The organism is Halobacillus sp. ABD4_316, from assembly GCF_056161385.1.
In genome coordinates this window covers 36991-63014 of the sequence record NZ_JBSWZA010000008.1, presented here as the reverse complement: position 1 = coordinate 63014, position 26024 = coordinate 36991, and the positions used below count along the sequence as shown (strand labels likewise).

Sequence of the window (26024 nt, the reverse complement as noted above, 5' to 3'; positions counted from 1 at the left end):
ATGGATCCTTCATTCCCATCCTCCGTTGTACAGTTAAAATTTAGTTAAATAAACTTCCTGCTTTTCACGCTAAAATACGCTTATAGCAGAACTTGTCGCGCGCCCCCGTTTGTGGAAGACTCGATTTCGAGATAAAAGGCCGTTCTAATAGAGTTTGCTTAAGCAAAAGAGGAGGTAGTATGTCTGGATCCTCTGGTTAAATTTTTGATGTTCATCGTAAAATGGCAAAAGAAATCAGATTATCGATACTTTCTCGACAACCTGACAAATAGACAAGGCATTTATGCCTCGCTTATTTCTTAATTTAATATGTTCGTCACTTTTTGTTTCTTTTTAATCTTAAAACCAATATACCAATTATTGGGGCTATCATAAAGGTAGCACAGATTAAAATATCAGCATACCAGATATACACGGGAGGAGAGGTTTCTGGGTTATATGGATCTTTACTATGTCGATAAAGATTCATGATTAATAAGAGTGCACCAAAAATAAAAAAATAGTACATTCTTTTTTCAGTTAACCATTTTTTTGAGAATCGTCATTCTCCCCTAAATTCACCATTTCAGGACCCTCCTTCCTCTTATAACTATTAATATAATAGATGTTACTGATGGTTTTTTGTTCTGCTTTTATCTATGTATGTAACAATAAAATACAATGACCATGATAACAGTCCATCCAATGCAGTAATCCAGCCCTGGATATTTAATTCAAAGAATAAAACTATGAAGAAATAACCTAAACACAACAATCCAATACCCCTACTTAATTTATAACCCAAAATGGCCCCCTCTCTAATTAGTGAAAAAGCCAATGTTTCTATTGAACCATTGCCCCCTTATATTGAAGACTTGAAATCAAGGCTTTTTCCGGCTGCACTTTCAATAAATTTTTGTGTTCATCATACTCTCTAGTTTCCCTTTTATTGATGTGTTGTTTGTGAAAAGGATATAATTCTGCTTATTTGTCCTTATAAAAAGTCTTTCGGTCGTGGCATATGGATACCCCATTCTTACTGCAGTTTTCTCTTCGCCACCATAAGTATCATCATCAATAACTTCTATAATGTCTGTTTTAGGTATTTCCACTTTACTAAGATGCCACGAAATAATAACATATCCATCTTTTTCTCTTACATTAATTCCAACCATAAATAACCCTCCAGGACAAAGACAAAATTTGAATTTAAAACTCATAGTACAGGTACGATTTTGTTTGGATTAAGTTTCAAAAACTAATTATCTCGAAACTGAGTCTTCAACTAACCTGCCCGTTAGCGAAAGACTCAGCTTCAAGACAAAGTGAAAGAATGTTGGTTTTGCAACTTTGATTCCCATGTAAAATTAGCATCCTAAAATGTACCCTAACCCGACTCACCTCCAATTATTTAATTTATCTGAAAGTAAGGTTTTGGTGGAATTTCCTGTATAATTTTGGCGGTGCGCACTGAGAAGGGAGAATGAATATGAGGAACTTGTACATAACTTTATTTGTGATTACCTGTTTATTTTTAGTATCAGGATGCTCGGGTGAGCCTGAAGATCCGAATGCTTATACGATGGAGGAGGCGGTATCGTCCCTAAAAGGAGTTGATTTAGGACATTCCATATATTACGTAGATTATGACGTAGTGACAGAGGATCGTTGGGAGCGATATACGGTAACTATGAGCTTATCAGATACATTCGATAGCCTGTCCCATGAAGAAAAGTTTCCGGTCGTTTTAAAGGTGCAGGAGGTTATACGTGAACTTGAATACGATAAGTCACTAGAGTGCGATGAAACAGATCATTGTAAAATCGAAGACATTGTATTTGAGAGTAATTACAACGACTATTCCATCGGCGTTAATTCAGATTTCTTAGAAAAGGATGGAGAAATCGTTTATCAGTTCCAAGAAGAAGAAGAGGAAACATCTGATGCTGCTGTAGCTTCAGAGGCCGAATCAAATACCGAACCACCTGCAGAAGAATCTACCGTGACACCGTCGGAAGCGTTTAGTGAATATAACCAAAAGTATTATGAGGGTTTTTATAATTCTACTGATTTAATTCAAAGTAATTTTGAATTGGCCGTCGACGTTGGTTATAGTTCCGATCTACTTGATGACTTAGTCAGATGGACAAAAGAGTTTAATGAGCTCCTGGATGTGTATGAGTCTAAGGCTGTACCTCAAAATGAGGCCGACCGAGAGATATATGAAGTAACCAAAAACATGATTGAACATCAAAGATCCGCAAATGATCTTATCATTGATGGATTGGAGCATTACGACAATGAGTCATTGGAAAGTGCTGGACCACACTTGAATAAAGCATTCGTTAGTTACCAGAAAGGGAAAGAATTGCTCCCCTAACAAATAAAACAAATAGCTTACCGCACACCATACGCATGACGTGTGCACAGCATCGGTATCCGGTGCGGGGTTCATCCGCATGAAAATCGTATGCCTGGCATCTCACACACCATGCGCATCCCGTGCCGGACCACCGGCACAGAATATCGGCACGGGATGTCGCACCGCGTGAGCGTGTGCCTGATATGTCGCATGTTATGCACACACCATGCGAAACGTCGTGCGACAGGGAGGGATTCTGGAGCGTCTCACACGATATGCACACGCTGTACGTATTTCGTGTGACATACCATACGCAAGGGTGATTTGTGCATGCGGTGCTGGATGGCGTGCATATGACGTGTGCATGATGTTCGGCACGGGGTGCGCATGATTTTAGGTGTCGCATGGCGTGTGCCGTTGATGCGGCATGGCATACGCACCGGGTTGCGCATGGGTTGTCACATGGTGTGAAGACCTTTCTTTTTTTGACCCACCAGACGAAAACCGATTCTCTTTGAGGACCAGACCCCTCTCGCCTGACGCAGCGCAAACCCCGGACCGTTATCTCTTTCTGAGATGACGGTCCTTTTTTCGGTCAGCAGAAGGGCGTTCTCTTAGAAATACCAGAGCGCAAACCCCTGTTCGGACAGCGTTTCAAGAGCCAGCGCGTGCCTTCAAGGCGGGTCCCGCGCCCGTCGGTGGTTTTTGTTGATTCGCTCGCTTACAGCTCGTATAACCGCTCCGGGCTTCCCGCCTTTCAGACACGCAAGATCCTTCCAGCCAACGAGCGCGGATTCTCCCGCCGCTCCGGTGGTTTTTCCTGACTTTTTTGCTCGTCCCTCTTCTTCGAATCGGTACGCACAAGACCTATTGTTTTGACATACAACCGCCTCGCGTCGTCCCCGCTGTTGGCCTCCAGGAGTCTTTCCCGGAAGGTCTTTTCCTGACGATCCGCTGCCGCTCCTCTATCTTCTTTTTTGAACAGCTTCCCCTACCTTCTCTTTATACGAATCGGTCCTTCCGGGGCGTCCTACGCTACGCCCCTGCACTCCCTATGCGTCCCCCTCCCGGCGCGTAACCCGGCTCGAATCGCGTCCCTCCGCTGGCGCTGTCGGGACGGAAATCGCGCCGAAATGTGCCGACTAACTCGTCATACGCCAGTTGCACGAATGTCGGGGCCACTTATTCAGCTGTTGGCTTAACGACGCGGTTTATCGGGGGTGGAGTTAGTCGGTTAGCCGGTACGTTTTCCGCCCCGGTATCTCGCCACGTCTGTCGCGCCGGGGGTTCGGGGCTTGTACGGTATCGGCGAGTTATTTACGTGGCGTGGTAGGGGAAAGAGCATAAGGGAGACGTATGACAAGCCTCGCTACGCTCGTTTGTCAGTCAGCATAGCTGACCGTCTCCCTGACTGCGAACAGGAACGCTTGCGCGTCCCTGTTCTTGCCCCTTCGGGGTGCTCATTCGAAAGCTCCTGTTCGTCGCTTTCTATTTATGAAGTTCAAGACCCTCTCCCTCCCTCCCGCAGCGATCCATCTGGATCACTGTGTCCGTTTCGGTATAAGAATCTCTCCTGTCGGAGCGATGTGTTCCCTGCACAAAGCTCGCGCTTCGTTCGTACACACATCAAAGACATATCGGTACGTACGCCGGTCTGAAATACGTCCCGGTGTTCGCCAGCTCACACCGTTCAAAAAGCCCTCCCCGGCGTACGTTAAATCCGTAAATACGTCTCGGAAACGCTTGCGCATTTCCGTCTCCCCCATATCAAACCAGTCACACATCTTTACTCGAGGAAGTTATTACTATTAACGTTTCTGTTACTTAATATGTATATATTTACTAATAATTCATCCTTCCACTTTACGAGATCGATCGCTACGATTGCTCCAAAAAGTGAGTGTTTTCATTATGGCGCCTATGAGATAATACGCACATATGGAGGGAGTTTAAAAATATGAGATTTGAAAATGAAGTTCATTATTTTAATACCGTGAAAAAGACAGTTAAAAAAAGAGGGTTGATTTTACTTAATGATAAACTAGAAAAACTCAAGGAAGCCACAGACGTCATCTACGATATGAGCGTGGTGTATCGGTACGACATCGAAAAACGCGAACTGCATCTACCAGCGAACGCATTCTTATACGCTCTGAGAGAATCCGAGGATTTAGACAATCAAAACGACCTTGATCGTCTCATCAAAGAAAGTGCCCAATACTTGGATACCATCATAAAGATTAGCAAAGATGAAAACTTCGACCCCAATAACTATAAAGAAGTCTATCTTCTATACCACAGACCTCTATCGTCTCTAAATCTTTCAACAATCGATGACAACGCCCTAAATGAACGGAAAATCAGAAGATTATTAAGTATGATACGGCAGAATGAGTACGTGATAGAGACGTTATTTGAACGTTTCAATGGTGAACCTTCAAACGAGACGGATGTTTGCCAGCTTCATCGAATGGATTTGATGATGTGGCTCGCCGAAGAATTACGTTTACCTGACTTCACCTTTCTTCATGAGCCGGTTAAAGAATATTTAAAAGATAAACCTTTTAAATACGGGGATTCACCAAGTGAAGATGAACCTATTATTGTTGATGACTTTTTAGTGGTAGTTAAACATCATTATTTATCACAGACGAAATATGAACATCCCACTCAATAAGCAAGACCCCTGCACTGGAGAGGAGGAATTAAATTGCTCGACTATCTACTAAAGACGAAAGAGATTACGATTCTTGATATGATAATCGTCGCAGTGGCTTCATCCATCATCGCACCTGTGACCATGTATATCTCAGTGTGGATACTAAAAAAAATCTGGAAGTTCCTCTCCACGCTATATAATAGAGTCCGAGAATCGCGCAGAGCGAGGAAACGTTTGAAGAATGGCAATTTGAGCGCGAATCAGCTCATTGAATTAAGAAAGAAGGAAGAGGAAGGAACGCTGACAAAACTTGAAGAAGAGGGGCTCCGGATTGCCGACGAGCACTTGAAAAAGAAAAAGCAAAGAAATGCAGGCACGTCTTAAAGAAAAATACCCAGACCTGCCTACGTTGGATGATTTAATGCACCACAATAAAAGATGGTTAACACTTCAAAACCTTTGATATCGAATAGCACAGTTGGAGTTGTCCCCAGAACAGAATGATTCCATGACAACATTTGAGAACTTAAAGCTAATGATTTTGTTTTTCTCGATTGACATGACGCTGATAGCGGTCGCTATGGCTATTCTAAGCACAAAAAATAGCCCACCTAATCCTGGCTGAAATCAGTAAGGGCTTTTTTGTATAAATGAGTTAACACCAATTCCCTATTAAGAATTGCTATCTACTTGACCACAGTTGGAGCTGTGGTCATTTTATATCTTATGATTTCTATTCACAGCCTATCACATCTTTATAGAAAAATAACATACGTTTACCTTACCTAATGCTGAGTTACCGATTTTATTCTTGGATTTTTTTTGTTTTTTTGGAAACTATATTGGTGAGGTGATGAGATGGAATTCAATCTTGAGTTTAGCAAACAATTATATAGTGTTCTTAAAGTGGATTACCGCCAAGACGAAGGAGAAAGGTATTATGTTTACGGATATCGCCATGATGAGAAAGAATGGGATTTTGATAATGGAGAACTTTTAATGGTCTTCGATGATAAAGAACACATAAAAGAGCTTAAAAGAAATTTCACAGTTCTTGATAAGAACCAATGGCTTTGTAAAAATTGTTTTAAACATAAAGACGTAGATATTTTAAAGGAAGAGAGTATAGAGCACTGGGGATGGAGACCTTGGAGAGGTTTATCAAACGCTTTGATGAAGAGATTACAAAACAAAATTCTTGTTGGGATACCGGAATTATCATGGAAGAATATTGATAGCCTCGGAGAAAATAATACAGATTGTTTTGTTGACTTTAATATATGTACTAGTTGCTGCGGGAGCGAGGATGAATATAAGAGTAAATTTGCTGATATAATCTCCAAGCTTAACCTTTGGGAGCATGAACTTGCTTCTAAAGCCATTCTAGAAGGTAATGAAAAAACGCTCGAGAGTTACCTTGCACACAACACTGAATTAGTTGAACCCGGTATGAAATTGCTTGAAACACAAGTAAAGATTAAAGATGGCGTAATTGACATTTTGGCTGAAAATAAAAATGGGAGACCATGTATTATTGAGTTAAAGGTTAGACCAAATGACAAAAGTTTAATTTGGCAGTCTGCTTATTATCAATCGGAAATGGGGGATGATCCAAGAGTGATCACCATAGCACCTTCCTACGATGCAATAATTAGTCAGGCATTGCTGAATGTTAGAAATGTCGAGATGAAAATATATATTCAAGATGACAAAGGACTACTTCAAATTAGTGATTTCGAACAAAGTCCAACAGTAAAATTATCGGCAGTAAATACAAGTGTAGTACCTAATGAAGAAAAGGATAAAGCAGTTTAGACTATCTAGTTTGCAATGTTACACTATTAGCCCTTCCTAGTGCGCTCTACATCACCATCCTATTAATAGTTCCTATGGTTGCAACGCAAACCAGGAAAAATCATACAAATTTAGAATTGTAGTAAACACAATTTTATCTGTAGGCAAATTTCTCTTTGAGAGCATAAAAAAGCTGAGCAAAAAATGCCCAGCTTTTTTGTCTTAAGAATATAAGGTTTCCTTTAAAAATACTTCACTCACGTGTTTATGAATGGTTGCAGTTCGCCTGCCAGCGATTAAATTATTTCACTTGAATTTTTCAGTTCTTATATTTACTCATGAACTTTATAACATCCTCACGATCCACGAGTACCTTTCCTTCTAGTTCAATAACTGGTAAGCCAAGCTTTTCTAATTTTTGCAAATAACAAAATGAAATACCAATAAACTCACAACATTGCTTTTTGGTCATGAATCTCCCCGCTCCACTATCCCTCTTAGCAGCTTCAAATGCCTCTTTACTAAGTTCATAAAAGAAATCATAATATTTACTTCTAAACTCATCTGATACTTGTAATGGTATGAAAGCCTCCATAAAATATTTCCCTCCTCATTTTTACTTTTTGTAAGAACTTTACTTACTAAATTGTACAACATCACTCTACAATAAACAACACTTCAGTAAGAAAAACATTTACTGAGTAAATTTATTGTGTGATAATGATTAAAAAAGGAGGTCAATTGAGTTTATGGATGCTAAAGAGTTTGGAGCCAAACTTAAGGAGATTCGAAAAGAAAAAAAAATAACATTACTCGACTTAAAAGCTCGAACAGGCTATTCTGATTCATATTTATCTCAAATCGAGAATGGTTATAAAGATTTACCTAAACCTGCATTATTAAGAAAGCTCGCTATAGGGTTAGACGTTTCTCCTATTTATCTAATGAATTTAGCTGGCTACGCTGATTCTTACATAGATGTGGAGAATGGTTCTATAAAATATGAAAGAACTGACCGAGCTAGAGACGAAAAAACGTTACAAGAAATGAGGAATATAAATATTAATATTCCTTGTACTGAAGAAATAGAAGTTGGTTACGGGGAACAAGCTATCAAAGAATTATCGGATGACGAATTAAGAAGAAGGCTATTTGACCTTCACGATCTTCTAAATATGAATATTGACTTGTACTATAAGAATGCATTTTTAACAGATGAGAAACGCCAAAAAGTTATAACTATACTTGAATTAATTTTTGATTAAAGTACTTCCCTTTCCTATATATAGCCTGCCAGCGTATTGGAAAGGAAACTAATATGACAAATATTAAAAAGTACACTAAGAAAGACGGCACCACCGCTTATATGTTTAATGCGTACCTCGGCAAAGATTTGCTTACTGGAAAGAAAAAACGTACTACACGGCGGGGCTTCAAGACTAAAAAAGAAGCAAAGGTTGCGCTCTCTAAATTATTGGTGGAAGTCGATGAACTCGGGCTCCGCCAAAATGATCAGATGACCTTCCAGGAAGTTTTTGAGGAATGGTTTAAGCAGCACCGCAGAGAAGTAAAACCAACAACGGTTTATGCAATGGAGAGTAAATTCAACCGCAGAATCCTCCCAGTCTTCGGTTCATACAAAATAAAAGATATATCCCGCTCGCATTGCCAAAGAGTTATTAACGATTGGGCTCAGGAGCTTAAAACCTTCAATGATTATAAGATACAAGCGAACCTGGTTTTTCGATATGCCATGAAGATGGATATTATTAAAAGCAATCCGATGGAATATGTCACACTACCAAAACTAAAACATGAAATGGAATATGATCCGGAACTAGAAGAGAAGAAGTATTACTACACGCGAGAAGAGCTCAGGAGCTTCTTGGAGTCGATTCAGGATGATGACATGGCTTATACCATGTTTCGGCTACTCGCCTTCACAGGAGCTCGTAAGGGCGAACTGTGCGCCCTTCATTGGTCGGATGTAGACTTTAATCAAAAGAAAATCAGTTTTAAAAAGACACTGATCCACACGAGTGGTAAAAAACAGCTTCAGACATCAAAAACAAAGGCCTCTCGGCGTGTTGTTAGCGTAGATGATGAAACCCTAGCAATTTTAAAAAAATGGCGTAGCAATCAAATACAGCGCTATTTGACGTTAGATCTTCTCGATCCATTTAAATCTGATGAAAAACAACCCATTTTCACAGTCTATAATCACATAAAACAAGAAATGGATTATTGCCGACTGGCTTACTTGAATGAAAAGTTGGAGCGAATTTATCAAAAGAACCCGAAACTGCCTCAAATAAACGTGCACGCATTCAGGCATACACATGCTAGTTTGTTGTTTGTAGCCGGTGCCTCCATTAAAGATGTACAAGTTCGTCTCGGCCATACAGATATTCAAACCACGATGGATATTTACACTCATGTGACTGATGAAGCGAAGGAAAAGACAGCGGAGATGTTTCAGGAGTACATGAAATTTTAGCGTGGGGTATTCAATGGGTATTCAAATCCATATTTGGACATTAAAAAACCCTCTCTGCTCTATAAGAGCAAAGAGGGTAAACACTTGAGATACAAGGTTTATTAACGCTTGGAGAATTGTGGCGCGCGACGGGCACCTTTAAGACCGTATTTCTTACGCTCTTTCATACGTGCGTCACGAGTCAATAGACCTGCGCGTTTAAGTGGTGTACGGTATTCTGGGTCAGCTTTAAGCAATGCACGGGCGATACCGTGACGGATTGCTCCTGCTTGTCCTGTGAATCCACCGCCGTCTACGTTTACGTAGACATCATAGTTACCTTCAGTTTCTGTTACAGCAAGAGGCTGTTTAAGAATCATACGAAGGGTTTCATATGGGAAAAAGTCTTCAGCATCACGTTTGTTAACTACTACACGACCAGTTCCTGGAACAAGACGTACACGAGCTGTTGAGCTCTTACGACGACCAGTACCGGAGTATTGTACTTGTGCCACTAGATTACCTCCTTTAATTATCCGCGAAGTTCGTAAACTTCTGGTTGTTGTGCTTCATGTTTGTGCTCAGATCCTGCAAATACATGAAGTTTCTTGCCCATTTTACGTCCAAGACTTCCTTTTGGAAGCATGCCTTTAACAGCAAGTTCAAGCATCTGCTCTGGATATTTCGTACGCATTTCGTTAGCCGTACGGGACTTCAGACCACCAGGGTGGTTGGAGTGACGATAGTAAACCTTATCGTTGATTTTGTTACCTGTTAGTTCGATCTCACCAGCATTGATGATGATGACGTGGTCACCAGTGTCAACGTGTGGTGTGTATGTTGGTTTGTTCTTACCGCGAAGGATCGCAGCAACTTCGCTCGCTAAACGGCCGAGTGTCTGCCCTGCAGCATCCACAACATACCATTTACGTTCAACGTTGTTTTCATTTGCCATGAAAGTTGTGCGCATATCGGTTTCCCTCCTGAAATGTTTTATTATCACATAGACTGATTAACTGCTTTATCATTTATCTCAAAGTACGATTAGTTTTCCGGGGCTAACCGTGGTACAGAAATAAAATGCCATAGAATATAATATAACACTCTATATTCATGTGTCAAGGGAATGCACACCTGGATTCGTTGTTTTTTTCTGAGACAGAGGACCCAATGAATGGAAATTGTTCAGAACCTCTTAATAATCGACCTTCCATAGGAACAACCCTTGAGGAGGAGCCGTCCGGCCTGCCGCTTCCCGTGTGCGGGCTTTTAAGATAACAGGAATATCCTCCGGGGCACGCTCTCCTTTTCCTATTTCGAGAAGTGTGCCGACAAGAATCCTTACCATATTATATAAAAATCCGGATCCCTTAAAGGTGAACACCACTTCTTCTCCACGACTTTCTACATCCGCTTTGAAAATCGTGCGTACCTTGCTCCCCTTCAGATCTGTCTTCGGTGAACAGAAGGATGTAAAATCATGCTCTCCTTCGATATAGCCGCACGCCTTTTTCATAGCTGTGATGTCAAGGGGAGCTTTGACGTGAGAAGTGTAGTGACGGCGGAAAAGATCTGGATCAGGGTGATTCCTCACAAAATACCGGTATTCTTTTCCGGTTGTATCATACCTGGCATGAAAACCACCGGACGGCTGCTCAGCTTCTTTCACCTGAATGTCATCCGGCAGCATGGAGTTCAGCGCCCGCCGCCAGTTACTGACGGGAATCTCAAGCGGTGTATCAAAATGAATCACCTGCCCGACAGCATGCACACGGGCATCGGTTCTGCCCGAAGCCGTCACCTTTACGGTATTTCCTTTATGAATCTTTTTTAAAGCCTTCTCAAGCTCTGCCTGAATCGTGCCGCCATTCGGCTGAACCTGATAGCCTGCGTAACCGGTGCCATCATAGGCGATGGTCATACGTATACGATTCATACCCAGCACCTCCGATCATGAACGGGTCAGGAAGAGAGCTGCGGCCAGCAGAATGAAAACAGCAAAGAGCAGCCAGTCCCTCCGCTCCAGTTTTAATTCTCTCAGCTTCGTTCTTCCTTCGCCCCCTTGATACCCACGCGCTTCCATCGCCATAGCGAGCTCCTCTGCGCGTTTAAAGGCACTGACGAACAAAGGGACCAGCAGAGGTACAACGGCCTTCACACGGTCTTTAAAAGCGCCTGTGCGGAAGTCTACACCTCTTGAGGCCTGTGCCTTGGATATCTTTTCTGTCTCCTGCATCAATGTTGGGATGAAACGCAGGGAGATCGACATCATCAGCGCCAGTTCATGGACAGGGAATTTCACTTTTTTCAAAGGACCCAGCAGCTCCTCAATGGCATCGGTAATCTCAATCGGCGTCGTCGTCAACGTCAACAGGGAGGTAACGAGAATCAACAGGAAGAACCTCAGGGAAATCGCTGCCCCCTGGATCAACCCTTCCTCATAAACCGCCCAGCCGAACAGGCTGAACGCAACCTCCCCTTCCCTTGTCACGAACAAGTGAAGGAGAAACGTGAAGATGACCAGGAACCAGACCGGCTTCAATCCCTTCATGATGTAGGAAAATGGAACTTTCGATAAAACAGCACTCGACAGAGCGAACAAGGCGAGCACCCCATAACTCATAACAGAGTTAGCAAAAAAGACGATCACGACATAAAAAAAGATGACAGCGATTTTGGAGCGGGGATCCAGGCGGTGAATAACAGAATCCGATGGAATGTATTGACCGATAATCAGGGAACTACTCATGATCGCCGCCCCCCTTCACTTTCAGGGCTATTTCCTTTGCTAACTCCGCTATCGTCTGGCCTTCGTATTCAAGATCAAGGCCGTAATCCCGGGCCATTTTCAAAAAGGAAACGACTTCAGGTACATCCAGCTGCACATCTTCCAGTGCCTGCTGCTGCTTAAAAATCTCCAGCGGGGACCCTTCCCTGTAAACCTTCCCTTGATTCATGATGATAATATGATCGGCATAGGCAAGAGCATCCTCCATACTGTGGGTTACAAGCACGGTTGTAAGACCCTTATCCTGATGCAGGTGATAAAACATATCCATGATTTCCTTACGCCCGTTCGGATCAAGTCCGGCGGTCGGTTCATCCAACACAAGCACTTCAGGAGCCATGGCGAGAACACCGGATATGGCAACGCGGCGCATCTGTCCTCCGCTTAAATCAAAGGGAGAGCGTTCCAGAAGCTCTTCCGGCAGTTTTACCGCCTGGACCGCTTCTTTCGTCCGGCGTTTGATTTCGTCCTGTCCAACTCCGAAATTCTGCGGACCGAAGCCGATGTCTTTTTCCACAGTTTCTTCAAACAACTGGTGCTCAGGATACTGGAACACGACGCCGACGTTTTCCCGAAGCTTCATCAGCTGTTTGTTTTTCTGCCCGGCTGCCATCGTATACGGGCCCACCTGCACCTGCCCTTCTGTCGGCTGAAGCAGCCCGTTCAGGTGTTGAATCAATGTGGATTTACCTGACCCGGTGTGACCGATGACCGCTACAAAAGAACCGGATTGGATGGTAAAGGACAAATCATCCAAAGCTCTGTGTTCGAATGGTGTATTCGGCTGGTACGTATAACTTACATGATCGAACGTGATGTCCATAATTCCTCCAACAACTCCTGGTGATTCAATGGCTCACGGGTAAGCGGCACACCCTCTGCTTTCAGGTGGTCGGCCAATTTACTAACAAATGGAGTATCCAAGCCAATTTCTTGTAAGTGTTCTTTTTTGGAAAATACGTCTCTAGGAGATCCCTGCATCCAAACCTCTCCCTTATTCATGACAATCACCCTGGAAGACTGAGTAACCTCATGCAGATCATGAGTGATGGTAATCAGGGACAGGTCCCGTTCTTCCTGAACGCGGTGGACCGTGTTCATAATTTCCTTGCGCCCTTTCGGGTCGAGCATAGCAGTGGCCTCATCAAGAATGATGAACTTCGGTGACACGGCAAGGACACTCGCGATAGCTACCCGCTGCTTCTGTCCGCCTGACAGACGGTGCGGTTCCTGCTGCTCATAATCAGCCATCCCTACGGCTGAGAGGCTCTCTTTGATCCTTTCAAGCATCAACTCCCTGGGCATGCCGTGATTCTCCATACCAAAAGCGACATCATCTTTCACAGTAGTCCCGACAAACTGGTTGTCCGGATTTTGAAAGACCATGCCTACCTGTTTTCTAACATCCCAGATGGTTTCTTCGTTGACGGGCATCCCATCTACCAGGATTTCCCCTTCCTGTGGAAACAGCAGTCCATTCATTAATTTCGCTATGGTCGACTTTCCTGAGCCGTTATGACCGATTACAGCCACCCATTCATCCGGTCCGATTGTAAAGCTTACGTTCCTCAACACCCAGGGCATGTCCTCCTGGTAGCGAAAAGATACGTTCCGGAACTCGACTTGTCTCTCTCCCATCTCTGTTCCTCCTCTGCTCAGCTGACGATTTCCCGGGAAATATGACACCATTCCCCGTTATAAAGAGAATTTCCCTTTCATAACGGGAGGTATTCCCGCATCGGTATAAAAAAGTATAAAAAAAGGGCTGGATGTAACCTCATAATGAGATTCACTCCTGCCCTTTTACCCCGATGGTAATCATTATACTAGTTCGATGATTGCCATTTTAGCTCCATCACCTTTACGCTCGCCAAGCTTCAATACGCGAGTGTAACCACCTTGACGGTCCTCGTAGCGTGGGCCGATGTCAGAGAATAGCTTCTGCAGTGCAGTCTGCTCTCCTTCCTCATCAGCTTGTGCATTATATAGGAATGCTTCCGCTTGACGACGGGCATGAAGATCGCCGCGTTTACCTAGTGTAATCATTTTTTCTACAACAGACTTAAGCTCTTTCGCTTTAGCTTCTGTTGTTTCCAAACGTTCGTGTACGATCAGGTCAGTTGCCAAGCCGCGAAGCAAAGCCATGCGCTGATCTGTAGTACGTCCTAGTTTTCTAGCCATTGATAATCCCTCCCTTAACTGGATCTCTTAGATGTGTTCTATCAATCGTCTTTTCTTAGTCCAAGACCTAGTTCGTTCAGTTTATGCTTCACTTCTTCAAGTGACTTGCGGCCAAGGTTGCGCACCTTCATCATGTCTTCTTCAGACTTGTTGGCAAGCTCCTGCACAGTGTTGATACCTGCGCGCTTCAAGCAGTTGTAGGAACGAACGGAAAGGTCAAGTTCCTCGATCGTCATTTCAAGAACTTTTTCTTTTTGGTCCTCTTCTTTCTCGACCATGATTTCAGCTTTTTGAGCTTCATCAGTAAGGCCGACGAAAATATTGAGGTGCTCCATATAAATTTTAGCTCCAAGAGAGATCGCCTCTTCTGGACGAATGCTGCCATCCGTCCAAACATCCAATGTCAATTTATCAAAATTAGATGTTTGACCGATTCGAGTATTCTCTACTTGATACGTCACACGGGAAACCGGTGTGAAAATAGAGTCAACGGGAATCACGCCGATGGGTAGATCCTCATGGTTATTTCCTTCAGCCGGACGATATCCTCGACCGCGTTCTGCTGTAATGCGAGCACGGAAGCTGGAATTGCTGTCGAGTGTAGCGATATGAAGATCTGGATTTAGAACTTCAACGTCACTATCATGCGTAATATCAGCCGCGGTAACCTTGCCTTCACCCTGCACATCAATTTCTAAAGTCTTCTCTTCGTCAGAATAAACTTTCAAAGCTAGTTTCTTCAGGTTCAAAATAACAGTTGTTACGTCTTCAACGACGCCTTCAATCGTGGAAAACTCATGAAGTACACCGTCAATTTGAACAGAAGTGACAGCAGATCCGGGAAGTGAGGATAATAGGATACGACGCAAGGAGTTCCCTAGAGTTGTACCATATCCACGTTCTAGCGGTTCTACGACGAACTTACCAAAAGTAGACTCATCGCTGATCTCGACCGTTTCAATCTTTGGCTTTTCAATTTCGATCATTTACTCAAAACCCTCCTTCAAAACGTCGAAACCCCGGTTAGACGACAGGTCTAACCGAAATTCCTCAGGTAGGCAGTCCCGATATAAGATAACTGCTTAATGGCTCTGTCTACTGCGGTGCTGATTTAAAAGCTATCATAACCCATTATAGACAGGGTGACAAATTCTATTCAGAACTTATTATACGCGACGACGTTTTGGTGGGCGGCAACCATTGTGTGGTACTGGAGTTACGTCACGGATTGCCGTAATATCAAGACCTGCTGCCTGTAGTGAACGGATCGCAGCTTCACGACCTGCACCAGGACCTTTTACTGTAACTTCAAGAGTTTTCATGCCGTTGTCCATAGCATCTTTCGCTGCTGCTTCGGAAGCCATTTGTGCAGCGAATGGAGTAGATTTACGGGAACCTTTGAAACCAAGAGAACCTGCACTGCTCCAGCTGATAACATTACCTTGGACATCAGTGATCGTTACGATTGTGTTGTTGAATGTAGAACGGATATGAGCCATACCCGTCTCTATATTCTTTTTCACGCGGCGTTTACGACTGCGAGTGTTTCCTTTACGTGCCATAGGATGAGTTTACCTCCTTTGTATTAATTATTATTTACGTTTGTTAGCTACTGTACGACGTGGACCTTTACGTGTACGGGAGTTGTTCTTCGTCTTTTGTCCGCGAAGTGGAAGACCACGACGGTGACGGATTCCACGGTAAGAACCGATTTCAATCAGACGCTTAATGTTTAGAGAGTTCTCACGACGAAGATCACCCTCTACGTTGTGCTGTTCAACAGCTTGACGGATCTTACCTAGTTCGTCTTCTGTAAGATCGCGAACGCGGGTACTCTCAGATACACCAGCATCAGCCAGGATGTCTGCAGCAAGGGATTTACCGATACCATAGACATAAGTTAATGAAACAACCACGCGCTTGTCGCGGGGAATATCTACACCTGCAATACGTGCCATAAGTTACGTGCACCTCCTTTAAGATTAACCTTGTTTTTGTTTATGCTTAGGGTTTTCACAGATAACCATGACTTTACCTTTACGTTTGATGACTTTGCATTTTTCGCAAATTGGTTTTACAGAAGGCCTTACCTTCATCATCCATACCTCCTTTAAGATCGGAGTTTTATTTATAACGGTACGTAATACGTCCTTTTGTCAAATCATAAGGAGAAAGTTCTACCGTTACTTTGTCCCCAGGTAAGATTCGGATAAAGTGCATGCGAATTTTACCGGAAACATGAGCAAGAACGGTATGACCGTTTTCAAGTTCAACCTTGAACTGAGCGTTCGGTAAGGTTTCAACGACGGTCCCTTCTACTTCAATTACATCGTCTTTCGCCATCGAGTTGATCTCCCTTCTTCAAATCAGTCACTGCTTCATTGACATATTTTGCTACGGCAAATCGAAGCTTGCCATTTGTGACCCGACCAGTTTCCAGAAGGCTGTCCTGGACTTCCGGAGAGATGAAATCCATAAGCTCAACGTGCTGCAGATTCTTTTTCTTTGGTCGATCATACTTACGTTTCTCTCCGTCGGCAAGCAGCACAAAGCGGCCATCCAGCACACCGATCACCACTGCGTACTGTCCTGCCTCACGCCCCTGCACAATACGAACAATTTGACCTATTCGCGGACTCGACTCAGATTCGTTCAAAAACGATCACCTTCATTTAGGATTTTGTTAATATTTCGTAACCCTCATCCGTAATCGCGATGGTGTGCTCAAAATGTGCGCACATCTTTCCATCCTGCGTTACAACCGTCCATTGATCATTCAGGGTTTTCACATAACGTGAACCTGCATTGATCATCGGTTCAACAGCTAATACCATTCCAGGTTTCAATCGGGGGCCTTTGTTGGGAGGTCCATAATGAGGAATCTGTGGATCCTCATGAAGTTCCTGACCAACGCCGTGACCGACATATTCCCTGACTATGGAGAAACCTTCAGGCTCCACATAGCTTTGGATGGCATGCGATATATTTGAAAGGCGTTCACCTGGTTTTGCTTCATCAAGTCCTTTGAACAATGACTGCTCGGTAACTCTCAGCAGCTCCAATGTGCCCTCATCAACAGTGCCGACCGGATACGTCCAGGCCGAATCACCGTGATAGCCTTTATATTTTGCCCCAATATCGATACTGATAATATCACCATCGTTCAGGACCCTGTCTCCAGGAATACCATGAACAAGTTCTTCGTTGACAGATGCACAGATACTGCCACGGAATCCATTATAACCTTTAAAAGAAGGGATTGCATCCATACTGCGTATGAATTTATCAGCAATCTTATCCAATTCTCCAGTAGTTACACCTGGTCGGATGTTTTCTTTCATCTTTTGGTGCGTCAGGGCGACAATGCGACCTGCTTCACGCATAATATCTAATTCCCGCGGAGTCTTACATATAATCATTCAGCCAGTGCTCCAAGCTTTTGATCAATGTCAACAAATACTTCTTTGATGTCTTTATCACCTTCGAAGGAGACCAAGTAGCCTTGATCCTGATAGAAATCAAGCAGAGGCTGCTGCTGTTCTACGTTGACCTCGAGGCGTTTCTTAACGGTTTCAGGCTGATCGTCTTCCCGCTGAGTCAATGCTGAACCATCGTTATCACAGATCCCGTCCTCTTTAGGAGGGTTGAACACAACGTGGTACGTAGCACCGCAGGTCGGGCAGATGCGTCGTCCAGTCAGACGCTCGATAAGCTTCTCTTTTGGAACATCGATATGAAGAACATAATCCAGTGACCGTTCCATATCGGCCAGAAGGTTGTGAAGGGCTTCTGCCTGAGCGATGGTTCTAGGGAAACCATCGAGCAGAAAGCCTTTCTGACAATCCGGCTTGCTTAGACGTTCGCGAACGATTCCGATGGTAACTTCATCGGGAACGAGTTCGCCTTTGTCCATATATGATTTGGCCTCTTGACCAAGGGATGTTCCTTCTTTGATAGCTAAACGGAACATATCTCCAGTTGAGATATGAGGGATGTCATATTTTTCGACTATTTTCTCTGCCTGAGTACCTTTTCCGGCACCAGGGAGACCCATTAGGATTAAATTCAACGTCTTCCCCTCGCTCTCATTTATTCAATAGCAGGATGTTTATTATTTAATGAATCCTTTATAGTGGCGTTTTACAAGCTGACTTTCAAGCTGTTTCATCATTTCAAGGGCAACCCCGACAACGATGAGCAGGCTTGTTCCTCCAATTTGGACCGTCGGCGGCAGTTGCGCCAGGGAACCAAGGATGATTGGAAGGATGGAGACAGCTGCAAGGAAAATGGATCCTACAAAGGTTAATCGGTACATTACACGGGTCAGATACGTTTCAGTATTAGCCCCGGGACGAATCCCCGGAATGTAACCGCCCTGCTTCTTCAGGTTTTCTGCCATCTGTTCCGGATTAACCTGAACAAACGTGTAGAAATACGTGAAGGCAATAATTAACGCAACATAGATAATCATTCCCGGCCAGTTCTGGTAATCAAAGATATACTGGATAACAGAAGCTACTTCACTGTCTTCAAAGAAGCCGGCGACGGTTCTCGGAGCTATGATAAAGGATATCGCAAAGATGACCGGAATAACTCCTGCAGCATTCACTTTGAGTGGAAGGTGAGTGGAATGTCCACCTACAGGGGAACGATTCACTAAACGCTTCGCATACTGGATTGGGATTTTACGAAGGGCCTGCTGGATGAAGATAACTCCAACCACGACCGCAACGATGACCAAGGCAATCAACGCGATGATAACCAGATTGATGAACAGTTCGTCTCCTGCACCGGAGATGTACTGATCATACAACTGATTCACACCATTCGGAATCGCCGCAACGATACCTGCGAAAATCAGTATAGAAATACCATTTCCTACGCCATGTGCAGTGATTTGCTCGCCAAGCCACATTAGAAAAGCTGTTCCGCCTGTCAGCACAAGCGCAATGACTAAGAACTTGGTAACACCAGGATCCGAGATCAACTGACCTCCTGCCAAAGCGTTAAAACCAATGGACATACCAATGGCTTGAACGAAAGCGAGAACAATAGTTCCGTAGCGGGTAAACTGAGCTAATTTTCGACGGCCAACTTCACCCTGCTGTTTCCACTCAGCAAATTTCGGGACAACATCCATCTGCAGCAGCTGCATGATGATGGAGGCTGTAATGTAGGGCATGATCCCCATAGCAAAGATGGAGAAGTTCTGTAATGCCCCGCCTCCGAACGTATTCAGAAACCCAAATGCGTTCTGTTCATCCATGAAAGTGATGGCGTCTCTGTTTGTGAAAGGCACCGGGATGAAGGTTCCCAGGCGGAACACAACGAGCATCAGCAAAGTGAAAATGATTTTCCGTCGAATATCACCCACGCGCATAAAATTGGAGATTGTCCGGAACATTAAATCACCTCAGTTTGACCGCCCGCCGCTTCAATCGCTTCTTTTGCGGAAGCAGAGAATTTGTGAGCTTTCACTGTAAGTTTCTTCTCGATAGAACCTTTAGCCAATACTTTGATTCCTGCTTTTTGGTTGCTTACCACGCCGGATTCAAGTAGAAGCTCAGGAGTAACCTCTGTACCTTCTTCGAAACGGTTCAGGGCATCAAGGTTAACGATTGCGAACTCTTTACGGTGAATGTTTGTAAAACCACGCTTAGGCAGGCGCTGGAATAGTGGCATCTGTCCACCCTCGAAACCTGGGCGAGTTTTGCTGCCGGAACGCTGACCTTGACCTTTGTGTCCACGTCCGGATGTTTTACCATTACCAGAAGCCATACCACGGCCTACACGGTTACGCTCTTTACGAGTACCTTTAGCCGGTTTAAGTTCATGCAGTTTCATGCGTTGCACCTCCTTATTACTTTTCTTCTATTAAACTTCCTTAATCGTAACTAGGTGAGACACCTTATTAGCCATACCTCGGATCGCCGGGTTATCTTCAACTACGACAGTTTGTCGGATCTTGTTAAGACCAAGAGCCTTGACCGTAGCACGCTGATCTTGTGGTCTACCAATAACGCTGCGCGTGAGGGTAATTTCTAACTGATTAGCCATTTTATTTCCCTCCTTATCCTAGTTCTTGTACAGACTTACCGCGAAGTCTTGCAACGTCTTCTGCGCGCTTAAGCTCGCTAAGTCCAGTAAGTGTAGCACGTACCATGTTGATTGGCGTGTTAGAACCAAGAGACTTAGATAGAATGTCTTGAACACCTGCAAGCTCAAGTACCGCACGGACAGGTCCACCAGCAATAACTCCAGTACCTTCTGCTGCCGGCTTCATAAGAATGTTACCTGCACCAAAACGTCCGTTGATTTCGTGTGGAATCGTCGTGTTCTTCACTGGTACTGTGATTAGATTTTTCTTAGCATCATCAATGGCTTTTTTGATTGCTTCCGGTACCTCTTGGGCTTTCCCTGTACCGAAACCAACATGACCATTTTTATCTCCAACTACAACAAGCGCAGCAAAACGGAAACGGCGTCCACCTTTAACTACTTTCGCTACACGGTTGATAGTGACTACGCGTTCTTCAAGATCAAGTTTGTTAGGGTCGATGTTTAAATTCATTTGTGTCCCTCCTTTAACTATTAAAATTCAAGTCCGGTTTCGCGGGCTGCTTCAGCTAGTGCTTTGACACGGCCGTGATACAAGTAACCTCCGCGGTCGAATACAACAACTTTAAAGCCGTTATCGATTGCGCGTTGTGCTACCATTTCACCGACTTTCTTAGCAGCTTCCACGTTACCAGTCTGGTCAAGGTCAAAACCTTTATCTACAGTAGATGCACTTGCTACTGTTACCTGGCTCTCATCATTGATGAGTTGAGCATAGATGTGATTGTTAGAGCGGTATACGTTCAAGCGTGGGCGTTCAGCTGTGCCGACAACATTTTTACGAACGCGGGCGTGGCGCTTCTTACGTACGACATTTTTATCTGCCTTCGTGATCATCTTGGTCACTCCTTTCTATACGTTACCTTAGAACCTTATTTAGCTGTTTTACCTTCTTTACTGCGTACACGTTCGCCTTCGTAACGAATTCCTTTGCCTTTGTAAGGCTCTGGAGGACGGATAGCACGGATGTTAGCAGCAACAGCACCAACTAGTTCTTTGTCGATACCTTTAACAGTAACTTTTGTGTTGGAAGGAACTTCGATTTCGATTCCTTCGCGTTTTTCGATTTCTACAGGGTGGGAATAACCAGCGTTCACAACAACTGTTTCGCCCTGCTTCTGAGCACGGTAACCGACACCGATGATTTCAAGGTTCTTCTCGAAACCTTTAGATACACCTTCAACCATGTTGCCGATCAGGCTGCGTGTTGTACCGTGAAGAGCGCGGTGCTCTTTGTGATCGCTTGGACGCGATACAGATAGAACGTTATCTTCAACTGTAACAGTGATGTCCTCGTGGAACGTACGAGTCAGTTCCCCTTTTGGACCTTTCACTGTAATCGTTTGGTTGTCCTGAATGATTTCTACACCTTCAGGAATCTCAAGAGTTTTTAATCCTACGCGAGACATATTTTTGCACCTCCTGTCTTGTTCGTTTTATTACCAGACGTAAGCTAGAACTTCGCCGCCGATGGCTTGTTCACGAGCTTCTTTATCTGTTAGGACACCTTTTGAAGTGGATACAACGGCAATACCAAGTCCGTTAAGAACTTTAGGAAGCTCTTCGGAGTTCGCATACACACGTAGACCTGGCTTACTGATACGTTTAACACCAGTGATTACGCGCTCGTTGTTCTGGCCGTACTTAAGGAAGATGCGAAGAACACCCTGCTTGTTGTCTTCTACAAATTCGTAGTCACGTACGAAACCTTCACGCTTAAGGATATCAGCGATTTCTTTTTTCACGTTGGAAGCTGGAAGTTCAAGCTTCTCGTGGCGAACCATATTCGCATTACGGATACGAGTCAGCATATCTGCAATTGGATCTGTCATTGTCATAACTCTTTTACCTCCTTCCCTGTTACGGGTTTACCAGCTGGCTTTTTTGACACCAGGGATTTGTCCTTTGTATGCAAGTTCACGGAAACAAATACGGCAAAGCTTAAACTTACGTAGTACGGAGTGCGGACGTCCGCAGCGTTCACAACGAGTGTATTCGCGTACTTCGTACTTCTGTTTACGCTGTTGCTTCGCGACCATTGATTTTTTAGCCACTATTTTCCCTCCTTAATGTCAGCTCATTATTTTTGGAACGGCATGCCGAATTGAGCTAATAGTTCACGCGCTTCTTCGTCAGAGTCAGCAGAAGTGACAATAACGATATCCATTCCACGCACTTTGTTTACTTTATCGTAATCGATCTCTGGGAAAATCAATTGCTCTTTAACACCAAGAGTGTAGTTTCCACGACCATCAAAAGCTTTCTTAGAAATACCACGGAAGTCACGCACACGTGGTAGTGATACGGCGATCAGCTTTTGTAGGAATTGGTACATACGCTCTCCGCGAAGGGTTACTTTCGCACCGATCGGCATACCCTCACGTAGACGGAAGCCTGCGATTGATTTCTTAGCTTTCGTAATCACTGGTTTCTGACCAGTAATCATTGTTAGTTCTTCAACAGCTGTATCAAGTGCTTTCGCGTTTTGAACAGCATCGCCTACACCCATGTTGACAACGATTTTCTCAACTTTTGGTGTCTGCATGATGGACTCATATTCAAATTTGCTCATCAGGGATGGAACAACTTCTTCTTTATATTGTTTCTTTAGTTCGTTCATCGTGTGGCCCTCCTTTCATCTATGGGTTATTTGTCCAGCGCTTCACCGGATTTTTTCGCGATACGAACTTTCTTATCGTCTTCGACTTTGTAACCAACACGGGTCGGTTCGCCAGTCTTAGGATCAATCGGCATTACGTTTGATACGTGGATCGCTGCTTCCTGAGTCAAGATTCCACCCTGTGGGTTTTCTTGAGACGGCTTCGCGTGTTTTTTCACTTCGTTCACGCCTTCAACAAGAACACGATCTTTCTTTGGATAAGCTTCAAGGATTGTACCTTGCTTGCCTTTATCCTTACCGCTAATGACCATTACTTTGTCACCTTTTTTTACGTGCATTCTACGCGCACCTCCTTAACAAGGCATTTCATTCAGGCTTTTATAATACTTCTGGAGCTAGAGATACAATCTTCATGAATTTAGCATCACGAAGTTCACGAGCTACCGGTCCGAAGATACGAGTACCGCGTGGTCCTTTGTCATCACGAACGATTACTGCTGCGTTTTCGTCGAAACGGATATAAGAACCATCTTTACGGCGCATACCGCTCTTAGAACGTACGATAACAGCTTTAACTACTTCACCTTTTTTAACAACGCCTCCTGGTGTTGCCTGTTTCACAGTAGCAGTGATGATATCACCAATGTTAGCTGTTTTACGGCCGGATCCACCCAAGACTTTGATCGTTTGGATTTCACGTGCACCAGAGTTGTCTGCAACTTTCAGACGAGATTCCTGTTGAATCATACCATGTAACCTCCCTTCGGATCATCTCCGAGCGAACTTTATTTAGATAATAACAGACTCTTCAACAACTTCTAGAAGACGGAAACGCTTGGATGCGGACAATGGACGAGTTTCCATAATGCGCACGATGTCGCCGTTTTTCGCCTGGTTGTTTTCGTCATGTGCTTTGAACTTTTTGGAATACTTTACGCGTTTGCCATAAAGCTTGTGGAACTTATAAGTTTCTACCATAACAGTGATTGTTTTGTCCATTTTGTCAGAAACAACACGGCCGGTATAAACCTTACGATTATTACGTTCAGTCATGTGAGGGTGACCTCCTCTCATCTATTAGTTATTTACGCCTAGCTCACGTTCACGAGCAACAGTCTTCATACGGGCGATGGACTTGCGAACTTGACGGATACGTGCAGTGTTCTCAAGTTGACCTGTTGCCAATTGGAAGCGTAGGTTGAAAAGTTCCTCTTTAAGAGATTTAACTTTTTGTTCAATTTCGGCAGTGGTTAATTCACGGATCTCATTAGCCTTCATTGATTTCACCACCAATTTCTTCACGTTTTACGAATTTCGTGCGGATCGGAAGTTTGTGGGAAGCAAGACGAAGTGCTTCGCGGGCTACCTCTTCAGAAACTCCTGCGATCTCAAACATAATTTTCCCTGGTTTCACAACTGCTACGAAACCTTCTGGAGCACCTTTACCGGAACCCATACGTACTTCTAGGGGCTTAGCAGTATAAGGCTTATCAGGGAAGATTTTGATCCAAACTTTACCGCCACGCTTCATGTAACGAGTCATCGCGATACGCGCTGCCTCGATCTGACGGGCTGTGATCCAAGCTGGATCGATAGCTTGCAAACCATATTCACCGAATGCAACTTCAGTACCGCCTTTTGCACGGCCTTTCAAGCTTGTACGGTGTTGACGACGATATTTAACACGTTTAGGCATTAACATAATGCTGTTCCCCCTTCCTTATTTATCAGTTTTAGTTGGAAGGATTTCACCACGATAGATCCACACTTTAACACCAAGCTTACCGTAAGTGGTGTCTGCTTCAGCAGTACCGTAATCGATGTCTGCACGAAGTGTATGAAGTGGTACAGTTCCTTCACTGTAGTATTCAGCACGAGCGATATCTGCGCCACCTAGACGACCAGATACCTGGGTACGGATACCTTTAGCTCCTGCACGCATTGCGCGTTGTAGAGTTTGTTTCTGAGCACGACGGAAAGATACACGGTTTTCCAATTGACGTGCAATATTGTCAGCTACAAGTGTAGCGTCAAGATCTGGCTTTTTCACTTCAACGATGTTGATGTGAACTCGTTTACCAGTGAGTTGGTTAAGAGCTTTACGAAGTGCTTCGACTTCAGAACCGCCTTTACCGATAACCATTCCTGGCTTAGCTGTGTGCACAGTAATGTTTACACGGTTTGCTGCACGTTCGATTTCGACCGTGGAAAGAGCAGCATCTTTAAGACGAGTTTCAACATATTCACGAATCTTAATGTCTTCATGTAACAAGTCTGCGTAGTCTTTACCAGCGTACCACTTGGACTCCCAGTCACGGATAACGCCGATACGAAGACCTACCGGATTAATTTTTTGACCCACTGATTATCCCTCCTTTTTTTCTGATACGACCACAGTGATGTGGCTTGTGCGTTTGTTGATCTGGCTTGCGCGGCCCATTGCACGAGGACGGAAACGTTTAAGTGTTACGCCTTCGTTTACAAACGCTTCGGAAACATATAGGTTTTCCGGATCCATTTCATAATTGTGTTCAGCGTTGGCGATCGCAGAGTTAAGAAGTTTCTCAACTACTGGAGATGCGCCGCGGTTTTTCAGGCGAAGTGTAGCTAGAGCTTCACCCACATTTTTTCCTCGAATTAAATCAATTACAAGACGAGCTTTACGAGGAGCGATACGAACGGTTTTAGCAACTGCTTTAGCTTGCATTAGAGTGCCTCCTCTCTATATTAGCGTTTTGTTTTCTTGTCATCGCCAGAGTGTCCCTTGAACGTACGGGTTGGCGCGAATTCACCTAGTTTATGACCTACCATGTCTTCTGTAACATAGACAGGTACGTGTTTGCGACCATCATAAACAGCAATGGTGTGTCCTACGAAGTTAGGGAAGATAGTTGAACGACGAGACCAAGTCTTCACGACCTGCTGTTTGCTATCTTCATTAAGCTTCTCGATTTTCTTCATCAAATGATCATCTACAAAAGGTCCTTTTTTCAGGCTGCGGCCCATGAATAAACCTCCCTTCGCGATTGAGAGACGGGTCCTACTGCC

At 44.0% G+C, this 26024-nt stretch carries 41 protein-coding genes; 6 read left to right on the top strand and 35 right to left on the bottom strand.

Annotation, left to right across the window (positions count from 1 at the left end):
- Positions 1 to 884: 884 nt before the first annotated feature.
- A complete protein-coding gene (locus tag ACXAJH_RS19295) occupies positions 885 to 1154 on the bottom strand; it encodes a SunI/YnzG family protein (RefSeq protein WP_474994941.1) in 270 nt (89 codons plus the stop codon).
- 314 nt (positions 1155 to 1468) lie between these two features.
- Here ACXAJH_RS19295 and ACXAJH_RS19290 point away from each other — a divergent pair, with 314 nt between their 5' ends.
- Positions 1469 to 2359, top strand: coding sequence for a hypothetical protein (locus ACXAJH_RS19290; RefSeq protein ID WP_474994940.1), 891 nt, complete (start codon positions 1469 to 1471; stop codon positions 2357 to 2359).
- A 1523-nt stretch (positions 2360 to 3882) separates the two neighbouring features.
- Here the strand turns inward: ACXAJH_RS19290 and ACXAJH_RS19285 are convergent.
- Positions 3883 to 4092, bottom strand: coding sequence for a hypothetical protein (locus ACXAJH_RS19285; protein ID WP_474994939.1), 210 nt, complete (start codon positions 4090 to 4092; stop codon positions 3883 to 3885).
- A gap of 206 nt (positions 4093 to 4298) precedes the next feature.
- On the opposite strand from ACXAJH_RS19285, the gene ACXAJH_RS19280 reads away from it, so the two are divergent.
- From ACXAJH_RS19280 to ACXAJH_RS19270, 3 genes are all read left to right on the top strand, one after another.
- Entirely contained in the window at positions 4299 to 5018 is a 720-nt protein-coding gene (locus ACXAJH_RS19280; protein ID WP_474994938.1) for a hypothetical protein, read from the top strand.
- A 33-nt stretch (positions 5019 to 5051) separates the two neighbouring features.
- Positions 5052 to 5384 (top strand): hypothetical protein, encoded by a 333-nt coding sequence (locus ACXAJH_RS19275; protein ID WP_474994937.1) that lies wholly within the window; start codon positions 5052 to 5054, stop codon positions 5382 to 5384.
- A 474-nt stretch (positions 5385 to 5858) separates the two neighbouring features.
- Positions 5859 to 6815, top strand: coding sequence for an endonuclease NucS domain-containing protein (locus ACXAJH_RS19270; protein ID WP_474994936.1), 957 nt, complete (start codon positions 5859 to 5861; stop codon positions 6813 to 6815).
- 298 nt (positions 6816 to 7113) lie between these two features.
- Here ACXAJH_RS19270 and ACXAJH_RS19265 read toward each other — a convergent pair whose 3' ends face one another.
- On the bottom strand, positions 7114 to 7389 hold the full coding sequence (locus ACXAJH_RS19265; RefSeq protein WP_474994935.1) for a hypothetical protein: 276 nt from the start codon (positions 7387 to 7389) through the stop codon (positions 7114 to 7116).
- A gap of 154 nt (positions 7390 to 7543) precedes the next feature.
- Here ACXAJH_RS19265 and ACXAJH_RS19260 point away from each other — a divergent pair, with 154 nt between their 5' ends.
- Together ACXAJH_RS19260 and ACXAJH_RS19255 are read left to right on the top strand one after the other, a co-directional pair.
- Entirely contained in the window at positions 7544 to 8059 is a 516-nt protein-coding gene (locus tag ACXAJH_RS19260; RefSeq protein ID WP_474994934.1) for a helix-turn-helix domain-containing protein, read from the top strand.
- 53 nt (positions 8060 to 8112) lie between these two features.
- Entirely contained in the window at positions 8113 to 9291 is a 1179-nt protein-coding gene (locus ACXAJH_RS19255) for a site-specific integrase (protein ID WP_474994933.1), read from the top strand.
- Positions 9292 to 9392: 101 nt separating this feature from the next.
- Here ACXAJH_RS19255 and rpsI read toward each other — a convergent pair whose 3' ends face one another.
- The 32 genes from rpsI to rpsS form a co-directional block, all read right to left on the bottom strand.
- Positions 9393 to 9785: a 30S ribosomal protein S9 gene (rpsI, locus tag ACXAJH_RS19250; RefSeq protein WP_027953389.1), complete on the bottom strand. Its 393-nt coding sequence runs from the start codon at positions 9783 to 9785 to the stop codon at positions 9393 to 9395.
- Between the two features lie 17 nt (positions 9786 to 9802).
- Positions 9803 to 10240, bottom strand: a complete 438-nt coding sequence (gene rplM / locus ACXAJH_RS19245; protein WP_474970253.1) for a 50S ribosomal protein L13 — start codon at positions 10238 to 10240, stop codon at positions 9803 to 9805.
- 225 nt (positions 10241 to 10465) lie between these two features.
- Positions 10466 to 11206: a tRNA pseudouridine(38-40) synthase TruA gene (gene truA / locus ACXAJH_RS19240; protein ID WP_474970252.1), complete on the bottom strand. Its 741-nt coding sequence runs from the start codon at positions 11204 to 11206 to the stop codon at positions 10466 to 10468.
- A gap of 15 nt (positions 11207 to 11221) precedes the next feature.
- Positions 11222 to 12019, bottom strand: coding sequence for an energy-coupling factor transporter transmembrane component T family protein (locus tag ACXAJH_RS19235; protein ID WP_474970251.1), 798 nt, complete (start codon positions 12017 to 12019; stop codon positions 11222 to 11224).
- Positions 12012 to 12881: an energy-coupling factor ABC transporter ATP-binding protein gene (locus ACXAJH_RS19230; RefSeq protein WP_474970250.1), complete on the bottom strand. Its 870-nt coding sequence runs from the start codon at positions 12879 to 12881 to the stop codon at positions 12012 to 12014. Before ACXAJH_RS19230 ends, ACXAJH_RS19235 begins: the two co-directional genes overlap by 8 nt.
- Entirely contained in the window at positions 12857 to 13696 is an 840-nt protein-coding gene (locus tag ACXAJH_RS19225) for an energy-coupling factor ABC transporter ATP-binding protein (protein ID WP_474970249.1), read from the bottom strand. The genes ACXAJH_RS19230 and ACXAJH_RS19225 overlap by 25 nt, the downstream gene beginning before the upstream one ends.
- 183 nt (positions 13697 to 13879) lie before the next feature.
- Positions 13880 to 14239: a 50S ribosomal protein L17 gene (gene rplQ / locus ACXAJH_RS19220; RefSeq protein WP_027953395.1), complete on the bottom strand. Its 360-nt coding sequence runs from the start codon at positions 14237 to 14239 to the stop codon at positions 13880 to 13882.
- Positions 14240 to 14280: 41 nt separating this feature from the next.
- Positions 14281 to 15225: a DNA-directed RNA polymerase subunit alpha gene (locus ACXAJH_RS19215; RefSeq protein WP_474970248.1), complete on the bottom strand. Its 945-nt coding sequence runs from the start codon at positions 15223 to 15225 to the stop codon at positions 14281 to 14283.
- Between the two features lie 180 nt (positions 15226 to 15405).
- Positions 15406 to 15801 carry a 30S ribosomal protein S11 gene (gene rpsK, locus ACXAJH_RS19210; RefSeq protein WP_027953397.1) on the bottom strand — a complete coding sequence of 132 codons (396 nt, stop codon included), beginning with the start codon at positions 15799 to 15801 and terminating at the stop codon, positions 15406 to 15408.
- A 30-nt stretch (positions 15802 to 15831) separates the two neighbouring features.
- Positions 15832 to 16197, bottom strand: coding sequence for a 30S ribosomal protein S13 (gene rpsM, locus ACXAJH_RS19205; RefSeq protein ID WP_474970247.1), 366 nt, complete (start codon positions 16195 to 16197; stop codon positions 15832 to 15834).
- Between the two features lie 24 nt (positions 16198 to 16221).
- Positions 16222 to 16335 carry a 50S ribosomal protein L36 gene (rpmJ, locus tag ACXAJH_RS19200; RefSeq protein WP_002509257.1) on the bottom strand — a complete coding sequence of 38 codons (114 nt, stop codon included), beginning with the start codon at positions 16333 to 16335 and terminating at the stop codon, positions 16222 to 16224.
- Between the two features lie 28 nt (positions 16336 to 16363).
- Entirely contained in the window at positions 16364 to 16582 is a 219-nt protein-coding gene (gene infA, locus ACXAJH_RS19195) for a translation initiation factor IF-1 (protein ID WP_027953399.1), read from the bottom strand.
- On the bottom strand, positions 16560 to 16895 hold the full coding sequence (locus ACXAJH_RS19190) for a KOW domain-containing RNA-binding protein (RefSeq protein ID WP_027953400.1): 336 nt from the start codon (positions 16893 to 16895) through the stop codon (positions 16560 to 16562). Before ACXAJH_RS19190 ends, infA begins: the two co-directional genes overlap by 23 nt.
- Before the next feature lie 16 nt (positions 16896 to 16911).
- Positions 16912 to 17658: a type I methionyl aminopeptidase gene (map, locus tag ACXAJH_RS19185; RefSeq protein ID WP_474994932.1), complete on the bottom strand. Its 747-nt coding sequence runs from the start codon at positions 17656 to 17658 to the stop codon at positions 16912 to 16914.
- Positions 17655 to 18308: an adenylate kinase gene (locus ACXAJH_RS19180; protein ID WP_027953402.1), complete on the bottom strand. Its 654-nt coding sequence runs from the start codon at positions 18306 to 18308 to the stop codon at positions 17655 to 17657. Before ACXAJH_RS19180 ends, map begins: the two co-directional genes overlap by 4 nt.
- 42 nt (positions 18309 to 18350) lie before the next feature.
- Positions 18351 to 19643: a preprotein translocase subunit SecY gene (gene secY, locus ACXAJH_RS19175; RefSeq protein ID WP_027953403.1), complete on the bottom strand. Its 1293-nt coding sequence runs from the start codon at positions 19641 to 19643 to the stop codon at positions 18351 to 18353.
- Positions 19643 to 20083, bottom strand: a complete 441-nt coding sequence (rplO, locus tag ACXAJH_RS19170; RefSeq protein ID WP_027953404.1) for a 50S ribosomal protein L15 — start codon at positions 20081 to 20083, stop codon at positions 19643 to 19645. The genes secY and rplO overlap by 1 nt, the downstream gene beginning before the upstream one ends.
- A 30-nt stretch (positions 20084 to 20113) precedes the next feature.
- Entirely contained in the window at positions 20114 to 20296 is a 183-nt protein-coding gene (rpmD, locus tag ACXAJH_RS19165) for a 50S ribosomal protein L30 (RefSeq protein ID WP_027953405.1), read from the bottom strand.
- 13 nt (positions 20297 to 20309) lie between these two features.
- Positions 20310 to 20810 (bottom strand): 30S ribosomal protein S5, encoded by a 501-nt coding sequence (gene rpsE / locus ACXAJH_RS19160; protein ID WP_027953406.1) that lies wholly within the window; start codon positions 20808 to 20810, stop codon positions 20310 to 20312.
- Between the two features lie 20 nt (positions 20811 to 20830).
- Positions 20831 to 21193, bottom strand: coding sequence for a 50S ribosomal protein L18 (gene rplR, locus ACXAJH_RS19155; protein ID WP_206936248.1), 363 nt, complete (start codon positions 21191 to 21193; stop codon positions 20831 to 20833).
- Between the two features lie 35 nt (positions 21194 to 21228).
- The gene (rplF, locus tag ACXAJH_RS19150) at positions 21229 to 21765 is read right to left on the bottom strand and encodes a 50S ribosomal protein L6 (RefSeq protein ID WP_474970244.1); all 537 of its coding nucleotides are present in this window, start codon (positions 21763 to 21765) and stop codon (positions 21229 to 21231) included.
- 30 nt (positions 21766 to 21795) lie between these two features.
- Positions 21796 to 22194, bottom strand: coding sequence for a 30S ribosomal protein S8 (gene rpsH, locus ACXAJH_RS19145; protein WP_027953409.1), 399 nt, complete (start codon positions 22192 to 22194; stop codon positions 21796 to 21798).
- Positions 22195 to 22224: 30 nt separating this feature from the next.
- Positions 22225 to 22410, bottom strand: coding sequence for a type Z 30S ribosomal protein S14 (locus ACXAJH_RS19140; protein WP_027953410.1), 186 nt, complete (start codon positions 22408 to 22410; stop codon positions 22225 to 22227).
- Between the two features lie 26 nt (positions 22411 to 22436).
- Positions 22437 to 22976: a 50S ribosomal protein L5 gene (gene rplE / locus ACXAJH_RS19135; RefSeq protein ID WP_027953411.1), complete on the bottom strand. Its 540-nt coding sequence runs from the start codon at positions 22974 to 22976 to the stop codon at positions 22437 to 22439.
- 26 nt (positions 22977 to 23002) lie between these two features.
- Positions 23003 to 23314: a 50S ribosomal protein L24 gene (rplX, locus tag ACXAJH_RS19130; protein WP_027953412.1), complete on the bottom strand. Its 312-nt coding sequence runs from the start codon at positions 23312 to 23314 to the stop codon at positions 23003 to 23005.
- Positions 23315 to 23354: 40 nt separating this feature from the next.
- Positions 23355 to 23723 (bottom strand): 50S ribosomal protein L14, encoded by a 369-nt coding sequence (gene rplN / locus ACXAJH_RS19125; protein WP_027953413.1) that lies wholly within the window; start codon positions 23721 to 23723, stop codon positions 23355 to 23357.
- A gap of 42 nt (positions 23724 to 23765) precedes the next feature.
- On the bottom strand, positions 23766 to 24029 hold the full coding sequence (rpsQ, locus tag ACXAJH_RS19120) for a 30S ribosomal protein S17 (RefSeq protein ID WP_027953414.1): 264 nt from the start codon (positions 24027 to 24029) through the stop codon (positions 23766 to 23768).
- Between the two features lie 24 nt (positions 24030 to 24053).
- Positions 24054 to 24254 carry a 50S ribosomal protein L29 gene (gene rpmC, locus ACXAJH_RS19115; protein WP_027953415.1) on the bottom strand — a complete coding sequence of 67 codons (201 nt, stop codon included), beginning with the start codon at positions 24252 to 24254 and terminating at the stop codon, positions 24054 to 24056.
- The gene (gene rplP, locus ACXAJH_RS19110) at positions 24244 to 24678 is read right to left on the bottom strand and encodes a 50S ribosomal protein L16 (RefSeq protein ID WP_027953416.1); all 435 of its coding nucleotides are present in this window, start codon (positions 24676 to 24678) and stop codon (positions 24244 to 24246) included. The genes rpmC and rplP overlap by 11 nt, the downstream gene beginning before the upstream one ends.
- A gap of 18 nt (positions 24679 to 24696) precedes the next feature.
- A complete protein-coding gene (gene rpsC, locus ACXAJH_RS19105) occupies positions 24697 to 25338 on the bottom strand; it encodes a 30S ribosomal protein S3 (RefSeq protein WP_027953417.1) in 642 nt (213 codons plus the stop codon).
- Positions 25339 to 25341: 3 nt separating this feature from the next.
- Complete coding sequence (rplV, locus tag ACXAJH_RS19100; RefSeq protein ID WP_027953418.1) at positions 25342 to 25683, bottom strand: 50S ribosomal protein L22; 342 nt, start codon at positions 25681 to 25683, stop codon at positions 25342 to 25344.
- 20 nt (positions 25684 to 25703) lie between these two features.
- Positions 25704 to 25982 (bottom strand): 30S ribosomal protein S19, encoded by a 279-nt coding sequence (gene rpsS / locus ACXAJH_RS19095; RefSeq protein WP_027953419.1) that lies wholly within the window; start codon positions 25980 to 25982, stop codon positions 25704 to 25706.
- Between the last annotated feature and the right edge of the window lie 42 nt (positions 25983 to 26024).